This is a genomic window from Pseudomonas sp. PDM17 (genome assembly GCF_014851985.1).
Lineage (GTDB): Bacteria > Pseudomonadota > Gammaproteobacteria > Pseudomonadales > Pseudomonadaceae > Pseudomonas.
The window spans coordinates 80,988-94,197 of the sequence record NZ_JACVAT010000006.1; the positions used below are offsets into that span (position 1 = coordinate 80,988).

The 13,210-nt window shown below is 66.7% G+C and carries 12 protein-coding genes and 2 pseudogenes; 9 read left to right on the forward strand and 5 right to left on the reverse strand.

What is annotated here, in order from left to right:
• Positions 1-70 precede the first annotated feature (70 nt).
• Positions 71-1,510, forward strand: a complete 1,440-nt coding sequence (locus IB256_RS21510) for a diguanylate cyclase (RefSeq protein WP_318653571.1) — start codon at positions 71-73, stop codon at positions 1,508-1,510.
• A 7-nt stretch (positions 1,511-1,517) separates the two neighbouring features.
• On the opposite strand, the gene IB256_RS21515 is transcribed toward IB256_RS21510, so the two are convergent.
• Positions 1,518-1,811, reverse strand: a complete 294-nt coding sequence (locus IB256_RS21515) for a putative quinol monooxygenase (RefSeq protein WP_192289140.1) — start codon at positions 1,809-1,811, stop codon at positions 1,518-1,520.
• Positions 1,812-1,975: 164 nt separating this feature from the next.
• Between IB256_RS21515 and IB256_RS21520 the strand changes: the two genes are divergently transcribed.
• Together IB256_RS21520 and IB256_RS21525 are read left to right on the forward strand one after the other, a co-directional pair.
• Positions 1,976-2,566 (forward strand): NAD(P)H-dependent oxidoreductase, encoded by a 591-nt coding sequence (locus IB256_RS21520; RefSeq protein ID WP_192404033.1) that lies wholly within the window; start codon positions 1,976-1,978, stop codon positions 2,564-2,566.
• 109 nt (positions 2,567-2,675) lie between these two features.
• A complete protein-coding gene (locus tag IB256_RS21525; protein WP_184594568.1) occupies positions 2,676-2,957 on the forward strand; it encodes a peptidylprolyl isomerase in 282 nt (93 codons plus the stop codon).
• Positions 2,958-3,027: 70 nt separating this feature from the next.
• On the opposite strand, the gene IB256_RS21530 is transcribed toward IB256_RS21525, so the two are convergent.
• Positions 3,028-3,660: a LysE family translocator gene (locus IB256_RS21530; protein WP_192404035.1), complete on the reverse strand. Its 633-nt coding sequence runs from the start codon at positions 3,658-3,660 to the stop codon at positions 3,028-3,030.
• A 211-nt stretch (positions 3,661-3,871) separates the two neighbouring features.
• Positions 3,872-4,531, reverse strand: coding sequence for a response regulator (locus IB256_RS21535; protein WP_225601895.1), 660 nt, complete (start codon positions 4,529-4,531; stop codon positions 3,872-3,874).
• Positions 4,532-4,558: 27 nt separating this feature from the next.
• Here IB256_RS21535 and IB256_RS21540 point away from each other — a divergent pair, with 27 nt between their 5' ends.
• From IB256_RS21540 to IB256_RS21550, 4 genes and pseudogenes are all read left to right on the forward strand, one after another.
• A complete protein-coding gene (locus tag IB256_RS21540) occupies positions 4,559-6,328 on the forward strand; it encodes a hybrid sensor histidine kinase/response regulator (protein WP_192289146.1) in 1,770 nt (589 codons plus the stop codon).
• Positions 6,329-6,554: 226 nt separating this feature from the next.
• A pseudogene (locus IB256_RS31020) lies at positions 6,555-7,241 on the forward strand (PAS domain-containing protein); the annotation flags it as partial.
• Positions 7,242-7,340: 99 nt separating this feature from the next.
• Positions 7,341-7,781 (forward strand): annotated as a pseudogene (locus IB256_RS31025) (methyl-accepting chemotaxis protein); the annotation flags it as partial.
• Between the two features lie 114 nt (positions 7,782-7,895).
• Positions 7,896-9,011: a PilT/PilU family type 4a pilus ATPase gene (locus IB256_RS21550; protein ID WP_192289150.1), complete on the forward strand. Its 1,116-nt coding sequence runs from the start codon at positions 7,896-7,898 to the stop codon at positions 9,009-9,011.
• Positions 9,012-9,326: 315 nt separating this feature from the next.
• Here IB256_RS21550 and IB256_RS21555 read toward each other — a convergent pair whose 3' ends face one another.
• Positions 9,327-10,556 carry an SGNH/GDSL hydrolase family protein gene (locus IB256_RS21555; RefSeq protein WP_192289152.1) on the reverse strand — a complete coding sequence of 410 codons (1,230 nt, stop codon included), beginning with the start codon at positions 10,554-10,556 and terminating at the stop codon, positions 9,327-9,329.
• Between the two features lie 105 nt (positions 10,557-10,661).
• Here IB256_RS21555 and IB256_RS21560 point away from each other — a divergent pair, with 105 nt between their 5' ends.
• Positions 10,662-11,570 carry a LysR family transcriptional regulator gene (locus IB256_RS21560; RefSeq protein ID WP_192289154.1) on the forward strand — a complete coding sequence of 303 codons (909 nt, stop codon included), beginning with the start codon at positions 10,662-10,664 and terminating at the stop codon, positions 11,568-11,570.
• 88 nt (positions 11,571-11,658) lie between these two features.
• Positions 11,659-12,210 carry a hypothetical protein gene (locus tag IB256_RS21565; RefSeq protein WP_192404036.1) on the forward strand — a complete coding sequence of 184 codons (552 nt, stop codon included), beginning with the start codon at positions 11,659-11,661 and terminating at the stop codon, positions 12,208-12,210.
• On the opposite strand, the gene IB256_RS21570 is transcribed toward IB256_RS21565, so the two are convergent.
• Positions 12,207-13,112 carry a YihY/virulence factor BrkB family protein gene (locus IB256_RS21570; RefSeq protein WP_081518044.1) on the reverse strand — a complete coding sequence of 302 codons (906 nt, stop codon included), beginning with the start codon at positions 13,110-13,112 and terminating at the stop codon, positions 12,207-12,209. The genes IB256_RS21565 and IB256_RS21570 overlap by 4 nt on opposite strands.
• Between the last annotated feature and the right edge of the window lie 98 nt (positions 13,113-13,210).

Here is a 13,210-nt window from a genome sequence, read left to right on the forward strand (position 1 = left end):
GACTTCGATTGCCGGCCCCGCGCTGTCAGGGACAATTCAGGTACCTGAACGAAACCGGACAACCCGCATCGTGCTCAAACCGCTGCATGTCTTCGCCCTGACCTTCCTCCTGGCCGTGCTCGCCACGCTGCTGGCCGGCTGGCACATGCTGCAGATGAAGCAGGACGCGCTGATGTACGCCCGCGCCAGCGGCACCAACACACTGCTGCTGGTGGAGCGTGAATTCCACCGCGACCTCGACGTTCACGCGCAGACGTTGCAGACCCTCGCCAATGTCATCACCGGCCCCAGCACACCGGCCATGACCCAGCAGGTGCTGCAGGAACTGGTACAGGGGCACGCGGCGGGCGCGCTGCAGTCCGGCACCCTGGTGGTGACCGACGCCAAGGGGCAGTTGCTGGTGGACCTCAACCATGCCGGCGAAACCCGCCGCGACCTGTCGGCCCGCGAGTACTTCACCGCGCAGCGCGCCAACCCGGGGCATCTCTACCTCAGCCATCCGTTCCTGCCGTCCTATCCCGGCTCGGGGCCGAGCATCGCGCTCAGCCGCGCCATCGTCGGCAAGGACGGTCAGTTCCAGGGCGTGGCCGTGGCGATCAAGGACCTGCATCACCTGGACGCCTTCGTTCACGGCCTCGACCTGGGCCAACGCGGCGTGGTCGCCATTCGCCTGCTCGACGGCACACCGCTGACGCAATGGCCGCCGCAGCACCCCATGCACGAGGACGAGAGCGGCACCTTCCATGACTTCGTCGCTTCCGGCCGCGCCGAAGCGGTCGACGAGAGCATCGGCGGTGCCAGCGCCCACTGGCGCGGCTACCGGCGCATCGGCGATTACCCCGCCGTGGTCTCGGTGGAGTTGTGCCGCGAGGAAATCTTCCACACCTGGACCGGGCGCACCTGGATCACTGCGGGCCTGCTGCTGGCGATCAATGCCGCGACCATCTGTTTCGCCTACCGCCTGACCCGCCACCTGAAGCGCCGCAATGCCAAGGAGAACAAGCTGCGCATCCAGGCCGACACCGACCCGCTGACCGGCCTGCACAACCGTCGCTGGTTCGATGAGAAGGCGCAGCACGAATGGCAGCGCCGCCGTGCCGGGGATGGCCATCTGGCGGTGCTGATGATGGATATCGACCAGTTCAAGGCCTACAACGACCACTACGGCCACCCGCGCGGCGACCTGGCGCTGATCAATGTCGCGCACCTGGTGCGCAAAGGCTGCCGCCGCGAGGAAGATGGCGCGGCGCGCTATGGCGGCGAGGAGTTCGTGATGATCCTCCCTGGCTGCGACAGCGCCGCCGCCGCGCGGGTCGCCGAGTCGATCCGCCGCGACGTGGAGGAAACCGCGCTGCCCCACGAAAAGAGCCAGCGCGGTGTGGTGACTATCAGCATCGGTGTGGCCAGCACCTCGGACACACCGGCGGACAGCCTGCAGGCGCTGATCGATGCGGCGGACGCCAACCTCTACAAGGCCAAGGAAGCCGGGCGCAACCAGGTGGTGGCCTGAGCGCCGGTCAGCGTGGCTGCATGACCTCGACTTCCTGGATATCGAAATCGCGGCGCAGGTACTCCATGCGCCGCTCGTGGAACTCGCGCATGTGCGGTAGCGAGGAGTGGATGGCCAGGTGCTCGCGGCTCTGCCAGACCTCGAAGAAGGTGAACAGGGTCGGGTCGCTGGCGTCGCGCAGCATGTGGTACTGGAGGCAGCCTTCCTCGGAGCGGCTGGGGGTCAGGTAGGTACGGAACAGGTCCTCGAAGGACTGGGATTTTTCCGGAAGGGTGTGGGCCTGGAGGGTGAAGGCGTACATCGGACTGGCTCCTGGAGGGCGAAAAGATTGCCTAATCCTGACGCAAATCAATCCTCCACATTCTTGATTCTCACGCACGGATCATTTGTCCGAGAACGGGTTTTTCCACCCTGCTGCGCTCGATATTCTGCCGCCATCCAATTTCTCACTTCAGGGCCCACACCATGAAAAAGATCCTGCTGGTCAATGGCGGCAAGCAGTTCGCCCACTCCGATGGCCGCTACAACGCGACCCTGCATGAAGCCGCGATCGCGCATCTGGACCACGCCGGTTTCGACGTGAAGGAAACCTTCGTCGACGGCGGCTACGACATTCAGGAAGAAGTGCAGAAGATGCTCTGGGCCGACGTCATCGTGTACCAGATGCCCGGCTGGTGGATGGGCGCGCCCTGGACCGTCAAGCAGTACATCGACGAGGTGTTCACCGCCGGCCACGGCAGCCTCTACGCCAACGACGGTCGTACCCGCTCCGACGCTTCGCAGAAGTACGGCAGCGGCGGCCTGCTGCAGGGCAAGCAGTACATGATCTCGGCCACCTGGAACGCGCCGCAGCAGGCCTTCGACGACCCGACCGATTTCTTCGAGGGCAAGGGCGTGGATGCGGTGTACTTCCCCTTCCACAAGGCCAACCAGTTCCTGGGCATGAGCCCGCTGCCGACCTTCCTCTGCGTGGACGTGATGAAGCGCCCGAACATCGAGAATGATGTGGTGCGTTATCAGCAGCACCTGAGCGAAGTGCTGGGCGGCGGGGCCTGATACTCCGCGCCTGAAGAATCCGCCCGTACCGCTGGGCAACCAGCATTGGGTTCGTCAGCGGAATCGGCTAGGCTTCGCCCTTTCCTACTGCCTGTTCAGGAGTTATCCCATGGCCCGTGCATCCGCCCGTCACATCCTGGTTTCCAGCGAAGCCAAGTGCAATGAACTGAAAACCGCCATCGAAGGCGGCGCCGACTTCGCCCAGGTGGCGCGCGACAACTCCACCTGCCCGTCCGGCCGCAGCGGCGGCGACCTGGGCAGCTTCCGCCCGGGCCAGATGGTTCGCGAGTTCGACCAGGTCGTGTTCAGCGCTCCGCTGAACGTCGTCCAGGGTCCGGTGAAGACCCAGTTCGGCTATCACCTGGTGGAAGTGACCAGCCGCGAGGACTGATCCGCTTCACCCGCGCCGCGCCCTTTGCCGGGGGCGGCGCCTGCTCTGCTTTGCGCTCCAGATCCCCGCGTCACACCGGCCCGCCCCGCGCCACCAGCATCACGCCCAGCCCGACCAGAATCGAACCGCACACCCGCGGCATCAGCCGCTGTCCGCGTCCCTTGCCCAGTGCGCCCAGCAACAGCGAGGCGAACAGCACGGCGAGCACGTCAGCCGTGGAAAACACCAGGTTGACGATCATTCCGAGGATGAAGAACTGCAGGCCCACCGGCAGGCTCGCGGTCGGGTCGACGAACTGCGGCAGGAAGGTCAGGAAGAACAGCGCCGTCTTGGGGTTGAGCACCTCGACGATGATGCTGTCGCGCAGCACCTTCGGCCGTGCCTCACCCACGTCCTGCTCGTTCCCGAGCAGGCGGCGCCCGCCGAAGATCATCGTGCCGCCAAGCCAGATCAGGTAGGCCGCGCCGGCCAGCTTCAGCGTGAGGTACAGGTTCGGCGCGTGGTGCAACAGTGCGGCAAGGCCGGCGCTGGCGGCGAGGATGTGTGCGTAGCAACCCAGGTGAATGCCCAGCGCGGCGTGCAGGCCGGCGCGGCGGCCGTGAGCGAGGGTCTGCGAGGTCATGTAGAGGATGGCCGGGCCCGGCATGCAGGCGAACGCCAGCGTCGCCACGGCGAACGAGGCCCAGTAGGCAGGCAGTGTCATGGTGTGATCCTTCCCTTGATCGGGTATCGGCCGGCGCTCATCGAGGCGGCGTCTGGTCCGTGTCGGGAAAGGTTAAGCAGCGCGGGCGGCCGGGCACATACGGCAGTTGCCGTATTTTTTCCCGGCGTGCGGGACGCTAGTCTCTGCCGGACGACTCATCCATGGGACGGGGACGCGCCGCATGCGCACGCAGGCAAGGCACAGGTTCGACTCAGGCGCTGGGCAGGCCCAGGCGCACGGCGAAGGCAGCCAGCTCCGCTGGGCTGTGCAAGTCGAGCTTGCGCATGAGGTTTTCGCGGTGCTTGCGCACGGTCAGCGGGCTGATGCTGAAGTGCTCGGCGATTTCCCGAGCACTGTGCCCCTGGGCGGCCAGGATGAGAATCTGTCGCTCGCGCCTGGTCAGTTCCACGGCCGACAGCAGACTGGAATCAACCGGGGTGCGGGCGTTCGGGTTGTCCAGCAGGACGCGCAGGCTGTGCGCCAGAAAATGCCGGCCGCCACGCAGGGCATCGATGGCTTCGAGCAGCTCGCCGGTATCATCGTTCTTGCTCAGGTAGCCGTGTACGCCGGCGTCGAGCACCGAGCGCACCGTGGCCGTCTCCGTGTTGGCGGTGAGCACCAGTATCTTCAGCCGGGGGTGACGCTGGCGCAGTTCGTGGATGAACTGCAGCCGGTTGAGGCCGGGCATGTTCAGGTCGAGCAGGAGCAGGTCCGCACCCTGTTCTTCCAGCAGGGTGTGCAGGCGCATGCCGTCCCCCGCCTCGCCCACTACCTGGATGCCGTCCTGGGTCGACAGCAGCAGGTGCAGGCCGTCCCGTACGATGCCGTGGTCATCGGCGATGACCACCCGCATTTCGCGCTTCCCGTCCATCTTTCGTCTCCCTGAGGCATTCCGGATATGCACAACAGCCTGCAGCAGCGCGATCTGGTCGATCTCTTGTTCCGCCAGTCCTACGCCGTGCTCTTTGCCAACCTGGTGATACCCCTGCCGGTGCTGTACATCTTCCGCAACGCCCTGTCGCCGACGACGATGGTCTTCTGGTTGGTCGCGCTCTACGCGCTCACGCTGGGGCGGATTGTCCTGGCACGCACGTACTTCCGGCAAGCCCCGGCGCGCACGCGGGAAGAAAAATGGTTGTGGAGCAATACGCTGCTGTCCTGGGCCAGCAGCCTGCTCTGGGGATGGCTGGGCTGGGCCGGCTTCGCCCATGGCGATCCGCAGCTCTTCGCCTTCACCTGCATCGTGCTCACGGGCCTGGTGTGCGGCGCGGTGCCCTCGCTGTCGGCCTTTCCGCCGGCCTACATCGGCTCGCTCACCGCGATGCTGCTGCCCATGCTGGTACGCTGCCTGAGCATTGCCGATGAACAGCACACCACCTACAGCTTCTTCATCGTCTGCCTGGCCGCGGTCAACCTGTACTACAGCCGGGTGACCTACCGCAGCCTGTGCGAGACCATCCGCCTGCGCCAGGAAAACTCCGAGCTGGTGCAGGACCTGCGCGAGCAGCGAGACCGCGCCCGCGCTGCCGACCAGGCCAAGACGCGCTTCCTCGCCGCCGCCAGCCACGACCTGCGCCAGCCGATCCACGCCCTTGGGCTGTTCGTCGGGGCGCTCTCCGCCCTCGCCGAGCGCGGCCCCGTCGATGCCCGCCAGGCGCGCGATATCGCCTCGCGCCTGCGCGCCATGCTCGGCAACCTGAGCGACCTGCTCAACGGCCTGCTGGATATCTCGCGCCTGGACGCCGGCGTGGTGCCGGTGGCGCGCGAGCCGATCTCGCTGCACAAGCTGTTCGCCGACCTGCGCGAGGCATTCGCCGGCACCGCCAGCGAGCACAACCTGCGCTGGCGGGTGCAGGACAGCCGGCTGTGGGTGGATAGCGACCCGCTGCTGCTCAAGCGCATCCTCGACAACCTGCTGAGCAACGCCTTCCGCTATACGCCCAAGGGCAGCGTGCTGCTGGGCTGCCGGCGGCGCGGCGACGAGCTGGAGATCCAGGTGATCGACACCGGCGTCGGCATCCATGCCAGCCAGCAGGAGGTAATTTTCGACGAGTTCGTCCAGCTGCATAACGCCGAGCGCGACCGCAAGCAGGGGCTCGGCCTGGGCCTGGCCATCGTGCGCCACACCGCGCGGCTGCTCGGGCATCCGCTGGCGCTGACCTCCGAGGCGGGCCGGGGCACCTGCTTCAGCCTGCGCGTGCCAGCAGCCGAAGCGCCGTTGCAGGCTCCGCCCCTGCCGCTGCCGACGGCCGCCCGCGGGCCCGGCCTGGGCATCATGGTGGTGGAGGACGAAGTCGACGTGCTGCACGCGCTGTGCAGCCTGCTGGAGGTCTGGGGCCATCGCGTCTATCCCGGCACCAGCGCCCTGCTCGCCTGCCAGCGGCATATCGAGGCCAGCCACACTGGCCGCGCCCCCGTGGACCTGATCCTCAGCGACTACCGCCTGGGTGACGGCCAGACCGGCGCCGACGCGGTGCGCCGCATCCGCAGCTACCTGTCGCGCGGGCATTTGGGAGAGGTGCCGGCGCTGATCATCACCGGCGACACCTCCCCCGAGCGCCTGCGCGAGGCCGCCGCCAGCGGCAGCCAGCTGTTGCACAAGCCGCTGGACACCGACCAGCTGCGCGCCGCCATCGCCAGCAGTCAGGATGTGACCAGCACCGCCTGAAAACTGGCGTCAGGCCTTGTGGCATGGGGGCTACGCCGGTTCATCCGGGGCTAAAGTCGCGGCTGGATCGGCCGATGCACTGGGTGAAACGAATCGGCAGCAGCCTTCGTGCCTCACCACTAGAGAAAGCCCTCGCATGTTCAACTCGCGTCTGAAGCAGGAAATCGCCACCCTGCGTGAAGAACTCGCCTCCTTCGAAGAGATCCGCGCCAGCCTCGACGAAGAAATGCTCGTGCTGTTCCTCGACCCCCGAGGGCGCATCGAGTCGGTGAATGCCAACTTCGAGAAGGAAATGCTCCACCGCGGCGAACAGCTCAAGGGCCGCCCGCTTCTCGACCTGATCCCCGACCACGTACGCGGGCTGGACTTCCACCTGAAGGTGAAGCACGCCATCGAACGCGGCGAGCACCTGGCCGGAGTCATTCGCCTGCTGCGCGGCGACGGCGAGGAAGCGTGGCTGCGCTCGATCCTGCAGCCGGTGCACGACAGCGCCGGGAAGATTCAGCACTTCTCGATCTACGCCAGCGACCTGACCCGCACCATCGAGAACTCCCGCGAGCACGAGAACCTGATCGAGGCGCTGCAACGTTCCACCGCAGTAATCGAATTCAACCTGCAGGGCGAAGTGCTCGCCGCCAACGACCGCTTCCTCAACGCTATGGGCTACAGCCTGACGCAGATCCAGGGCAAGCATCACCGGATGTTCTGCGAGCCGGCCGAATACAACTCGTCGCAGTACGACGCCTTCTGGGCCAAGCTGCGCCGCGGCGAGTTCGTCACCGGCCGCTTCAAGCGCCTCGACAGCCGCGGCCACGAAGTCTGGCTGGAGGCCTCGTACAACCCGATCATCGACGCCCACGACCGCCTCTACAAAGTGGTGAAGTTCGCCACCGTGATCACCGAACAGGTACACCGCGAGAACGCCGTTGCGCAGGCGGCGACCATTGCCTTCGACACCTCGCAGACCACCGACGACAGCGCCACCAAGGGCGCCGCCGTGGTGCAGCAGACGGTTGAGGTGATGCGCGAGCTGGCCGACCGCATGCAGGAGGCCGCCCAGGGCATCGAGGCACTGGACCGCCAGTCCCAGGCCATCGGCGCGCTGGTGCAGAGCATCCGCAGCATCGCCGACCAGACCAACCTGCTGGCCCTCAACGCCGCCATCGAAGCCGCCCGCGCGGGCGACCAGGGGCGCGGCTTCGCGGTGGTCGCCGACGAGGTGCGCCAGCTCGCCTCGCGCACCAGCGCTGCCACCGAGGAAATCACCCGCGTGGTGGAACAGAACCAGCACTTGGCGGGCCAGGCCGTGGCCATGATCGACCGAGGCAAGCAGCAGGCCGAGCTGGGCCTGGAGCTGTCCGGGCAGGCCGGTACGGTGATCATCGAGATCCAGGACAGCGCCCAGCGCGTGGTCAACGCCGTGGGCCAGTTCGCCAACCAGCTGTCGACCTGAGGCGCTTCCCTGCGGCACGTCAACACGGCGTGCCGCAGCCTCCCCTAGGCTCCCGTCCGGCATTGCAGCTAGGCTCAATGCAGATGCGCATTTTCGCCATCGAAGGACGACCCCATGAGCGACACTCCCCTCCCCGACGTTATCCAGTATCTGAGCCTGCTGCCCGAGCGCGGCGGCTCGGACATGTTCTTCAGTGTCGGCGCGCCGCCGCACCTGAAGGCCGAAGGCCACAGCCAGCCAGCGGATGACCGCGTACTGCAGAACGGCGAAGTGAAGACCCTGGCCTGGCAACTGATGTCGCCGGCCCAGGCACAGGATTTCGAGCGCGACCTGGAAATGAACCTGGCGCTGAGCGTGCCGGACGTCGGGCGCTTCCGCGCGAACATCTACTACCAGCGTGGCGAAGTGGCCATGGTGGTACGCCTGATCAAGCAGGTGATCCCCGACGTCACCTCCCTCGGCCTGCCGTCGATCCTCGACAAGCTGGCCATGCAGGATCGCGGGCTGATCCTGGTGATCGGCGCGGCCGGCGCGGGCAAGTCGACGACCCTGGCGAGCATGCTGGACTTCCGCAACCGCCACCGCTCCGGGCACATCGTCTGCATCGAGGACCCCATCGAGTTCCTCCACACGCACAAGAAGTCGATCATCGACCAGCGCGAGGTCGGCCTGGACACCCACAGCTACGAAGACGCCCTGCGCAATGTGCTGCGTGAGGCACCGGACGTGATCATGCTCGGCGAGATCCGCGACGCCGCCACCATGCAGCACGCACTGCACTACGCCGAGACAGGCCACCTGTGCGTCGCCACCCTGCACGGCACCAGCTGCCGCCACGCCATCGAGCGTATCACCCGCTTCTTCCCCGACGAGGCGCGCCCGCAGGTGCTGGCCGACCTGTCGCAGAACATCCTCGCGCTGGTCGGCCAGCGCCTGGTGCCCGGCACTCACCAGCGGCGCGCCGTGGCGGTGGAACTGGTGCTGGGCACGCCACACATCCGCGGCATCATTCAGCGCGATGAACTCCCCGAGCTCAAGGGCGCGGTGGAGCGCGCGCTGGAAAGTGGCATGCAGAGCTTCGACCAGAGCCTCTACAAATTGCTCGAGGAAGGCCGCGTGAGCGTGAGCGATGCACTGAAGTTCGCCGACTCGCGCACCGACCTGGCGCTGAAGATCAAGCTGGAGCGCGGCATGGACGACGACAGCGTCGGGCCGGTGTTTGGTAGCTGAACAAGCCTGGTCGGTATAAGCCAGGGTTGAGCCAATCGCGGACAGAGTCCGCTCCTACCGGATAGATCGGTGCTCGGATCGGCCCTCACCCTAACCCTCTCCCAGGGGGAGAGGGGACCGTTCGGAGCCGGATGAAACCACAGCGTCAGCCGGCACGATTTGCTCCCTCTCCCTGAGGGAGAGGGCTGGGGTGAGGGGGAAAGCACAAACACGGAACCACCAGGGAAAGACAGTTGCTCCTACGTATCCTGTTAGCGCGTGCGTAGGAGCGGACTTCGTCCGCGATAGATCCCCGGCAACGCCTATATCCAGGCGTCATATCCCCTGCAACAACGCATCAATATCCACGCTCTGGGCCATCGCCCGGTTCCCCGCATCGTTGGGGTGCAGGTGGTCGCCGCTGTCGTAGGCCGGCAGCAGGCGCAGCGGATGGGCGGGATCGCGCAGGTGCGCATCCAGGTCCACCACAGCATCGAACTCGCCGCTCTCGCGAATCCACTGGTTCACCCGCTGGCGCAGCGCTTCCTTGTTGGCGGCGTGATAGTTCTCGATGGGCGACCCGCTGAGCGCACGCTCGAACGGCAGGAGGGTCGCGCCGATGAGGCGCACGCCACGTACATGGGCCTGGGCGATCAGCTGGCGGTAACCGGCGACCAGGTCCTCGTACTGCACCAGCGGGTTGTTCGGCGCGAAGGTACTGCCGGGCCAGGAGATGTCATTGATCCCCAGCGCCACGATGACCGCCTTCACACCCGGCTTGCCCAGCACGTCACGCTGAAAGCGCACCAGGGCGCTCTGCCCCATGCCGTCGGAGAGCAGGCGCGCTCCGGAGATGCCGGCATTGACCACACCCACGTCACGCAACGCCAGCCGCTGCGCCAGCAGGTCCGGCCAGCGCTGGTTACCGTCCAGGCTGGCGCCACGGCCATCGGTGATCGAGTCGCCGAGCACCGCCACCACCGGGCGCACTTCGGAACTCTCCACCAGCACGTCGGCAAGGAACAACCGCGCCTCCATCTTGCCGTCCGCCGGCAGGCGCGCGGCGTCGAGCTGCTCGCCCGGACCACCGTAGACGCGCTGCTTGCCGTCCCAGTGGAAGCTTTCGATGGCGGTGGGCTGCGGCAGGTAGATCGACACGGCCAGTTCGCCCAGCGGCGGGACGGCAAGGTCCAGGGGATCGCTCAGCAGCTCGGCGCCCGGTGCGATGTACGCCGTGGGCTGACCGGCGAAGGTCAGGCGACGGCCAGGGCCATCGAGCTGGCCGGCGGACGCGGCGAGTGCCACGGCGACACCGCCGATGGCCACCGGCTGGCCGCCATAGGCATTGGACAGCGCGACGCGCACACGCTGGCCACCCAGGCTGAGCTTCACGCTCTGCCGCAGTGTGTGGTTGCCGATCACCGACGGCACACCCAGCGGCAGCGGTACTTCCTTGCCCCAGGTGCGCTGCGGGCTGGCGCTCCAGGTCGCCTGCCAGTGTCCTTCTTCGGCCTGCGCCAGCGGCAGGGCCAGGGTGATCAGGGCGGCGAGCAGCAGTCGTTTCATGGCATTCCTCGAAATCGGTGATGGGGTGGCCATAGGCTCAGCCATTCCCAATCACGGAGGTAGACGGCATATTTGCAGACCCGTCATTCGATAAACGAATAGGACATGGATACCCTCAAGGCGTTGCACTGTTTCGTCCGCGCCGTGGAGCTGGGCAGCCTTTCCGCCGTGGCCCGCGAATCCGGCAGCAGCCAGCCGACAGTGAGCAAGACCATGGCGGCGCTGGAGCGGCAGGTCGGCGCGCAGTTGCTGATCCGCAGCACCACCCGCGTACAGCCCACCGAACAGGGCCGGCGCTTCTACGAGCATGCCCGGCAGACGCTGGAAAGCTACGCCGAGGGCGTCAGCGAGGCCCGTGGCGAGACCGAGCAGGTGCGCGGCCGCCTACGGGTCAGCGCACCGGTGAGCCTGGGCGTGCTGCGCCTGAATGCGCTGCTGCTGGAGTTCATGCAGTTGCACCCGGAGGTCGAGGTGGAATTGCTGCTCAACGACCGCTTCGTCGACCTCGCCGAAGAAGGTATCGACCTCGCCCTGCGCCTGGGCGGCGAACTGCCGGACCAACTGATCGCCCGCCCGCTGGCGCGCTCGCCGCGCTATCTGGTGGCCGCCCCGGCATGGCTTGCGCGGCAGCCCGGGCTGCACGCTCCCGAAGACCTGCCGCTGGCCGACTACCTGCGCTTCGCCTGGCTCGACGCCGGACAGCACCTGTTGCTGCGCCACGCCGACGGGCGCGAACTGAACCTCGCCACACGCAGCCGCTACACGGTGAACAGCTCCCTGGCGATCCGCGAGAGCTACTGCCTGGGCGCCGGCTTCGGCCTGACGCCGGCCTGGCTGGTGGCCGACCTGCTGGCCGACGGCAGCCTGCAACACCTCCTTCCAGAGTGGCGCGGGCCTATTCAGGAGGCCAGTCTGCTGTATCCTTCGCGGCTTTTTCTGCCGGCCCGAACCCGCGCGCTGATCGATTTCCTCATCGAGCGCCTGCCGCGCCTGCCTGGTTTCGAAGCTCTCTGACGGGCAGCGGCTATGCTTTTCGCCAATGAGCAGAACCGGCGCGCCCACCAACCGGTCGAACCCTGACATCCGCTCCCGAGGGACTTGCATGGGCAAGCAACACACACCTTACCTGCTGGCCGCCCTGGCCCTGCCGCTACTGCTGGCCGGCTGCTCGACGAACGCCAGCAATCCCTGCGACGAGCCGCTGAGCGGCGAGGCCTGCCGCCAGGAACGCCTGCTCTACCAGAACGACATGCTGCAGGCGAAGCTGCTGATCGCCAGCGGCGACCTGGCCAACTACGAGCTGGCCGAGGCGTTGCTCGCCCGTTCCATGGAAAAGGACGTGCGCGGCGAGGCGAGCTTCTACATGGCGCTGCTGAAGATCAAGGAAGGCCCGCAGGTGGACGAGGTGCTGCCGCTGCTGGAGAAGGCCGCCGACGCCGGCCAGCCCTACGCCGTGGCGCTGCTCTACAAGATGTGGTCCGAGCCCTTCCTGGTGGAGCAGGCCGACCCGGCCAAGGCCCGGCAGTATCTTGAGGACTACGGCAACCTGGACGTCGCCAAGAGCGGCTACCCGTCGTTCGAGAAGGCCACCGCACTGGTCAACTCGCTGCTCAGCGAGCCACCCGCCGTCGCCGGCCAGCCGGCCCAGCCCTAACCCTCATCGGGCGCCGGAGCGGCCCGGTCAAAGGTCTTCTCGCCCTCGTCCTTGCCGTGAGGCAGATGGTGCTCGATCACCGCGTTGAGCTCCGCGCCCAGCAGCAGCACCGCCGACGAGATGTAGAAATACAGCAACAGCACGATGATCGCCCCGACGCTGCCGTACATGGCGTTGTAGTCGGCAAAGTTCTTCACGTAATAGCCGAAGCCCAGCGATGCGGAAATCCACAGCACCACGGCGAGCACCGAGCCGGGGGTGATGAAGCGGAATCTCTGCTGCACGTTGGGCGTGACGTAGTAGATGATCGCCACCGCCATCATCATCAGCAGCACGATCACCGGCCAGCGCAGGATGCTCCAGAGGATCACCACGAAGTCCTCCAGGCCCACCTTGGCGGCGATCCAGCCCATCACCTGGGGCCCGAGGATCATCAGCGCGGCGATCAGCATCAGCATCGCCACCAGGCCGAAGGTGTAGAACAGCGACAGCGGGATGCGCTTCCACGCCGGGCGTGCTTCGCGCACATCGTAGGCGGCGTTGAGCGCGATCATCAGCGAACGCACCGCCGCCGAGGACGACCACAGCGCCACCACGATACCGATGGACAGCAGCCCGCCCTGGCGCTGCTGCAACTGGTCGATGACCGGGTTGACCTGATCCAGCGCCTGCGCCGGCAGCACGTAGTCGGCCTGCTGGCGGAGGAAGTCGAAGAATTCCGGCAGGTGCAGGAAGCCCAGCAGCGCGATGAGGAACAGCAGGAAGGGAAACAGCGAGAACAGCCCCTGGTACGCCAGCGCGGCGGCATAGGTGGGCATCTCGTCGTCGAGGAACTCCTTCACCGTCAGGCTGATCAGCTTCCAGGGCCCCAGACTGAGCCCGCGCATGTCCATGAATCGCATCCCGCACCGTCCTCCCGATGAGCGTCCCGCCCGCCGGCGGGCTGCAGGGTGGACCTGCGCAACGCCGGCAAAGTTGCAACAAAAGCGCGACGCAGAGC

Bases quoted from the DNA above. Each gene is read 5' to 3' on its own strand.
- IB256_RS21515 (WP_192289140.1), bottom strand. From the start codon at position 1,811: ATGTACGCCTTCACCCTCCAGGCCCACACCCTTCCGGAAAAATCCCAG.
- IB256_RS21520 (WP_192404033.1), top strand. From the start codon at position 1,976: ATGAAAAAGATCCTGCTGGTCAATGGCGGCAAGCAGTTCGCCCACTCC.
- IB256_RS21525 (WP_184594568.1), top strand. From the start codon at position 2,676: ATGGCCCGTGCATCCGCCCGTCACATCCTGGTTTCCAGCGAAGCCAAG.
- IB256_RS21530 (WP_192404035.1), bottom strand. From the start codon at position 3,660: ATGACACTGCCTGCCTACTGGGCCTCGTTCGCCGTGGCGACGCTGGCG.
- IB256_RS21535 (WP_225601895.1), bottom strand. From the start codon at position 4,531: ATGGACGGGAAGCGCGAAATGCGGGTGGTCATCGCCGATGACCACGGC.
- IB256_RS21540 (WP_192289146.1), top strand. From the start codon at position 4,559: ATGCACAACAGCCTGCAGCAGCGCGATCTGGTCGATCTCTTGTTCCGC.
- IB256_RS21550 (WP_192289150.1), top strand. From the start codon at position 7,896: ATGAGCGACACTCCCCTCCCCGACGTTATCCAGTATCTGAGCCTGCTG.
- IB256_RS21555 (WP_192289152.1), bottom strand. From the start codon at position 10,556: ATGAAACGACTGCTGCTCGCCGCCCTGATCACCCTGGCCCTGCCGCTG.
- IB256_RS21560 (WP_192289154.1), top strand. From the start codon at position 10,662: ATGGATACCCTCAAGGCGTTGCACTGTTTCGTCCGCGCCGTGGAGCTG.
- IB256_RS21565 (WP_192404036.1), top strand. From the start codon at position 11,659: ATGGGCAAGCAACACACACCTTACCTGCTGGCCGCCCTGGCCCTGCCG.
- IB256_RS21570 (WP_081518044.1), bottom strand. From the start codon at position 13,112: ATGCGATTCATGGACATGCGCGGGCTCAGTCTGGGGCCCTGGAAGCTG.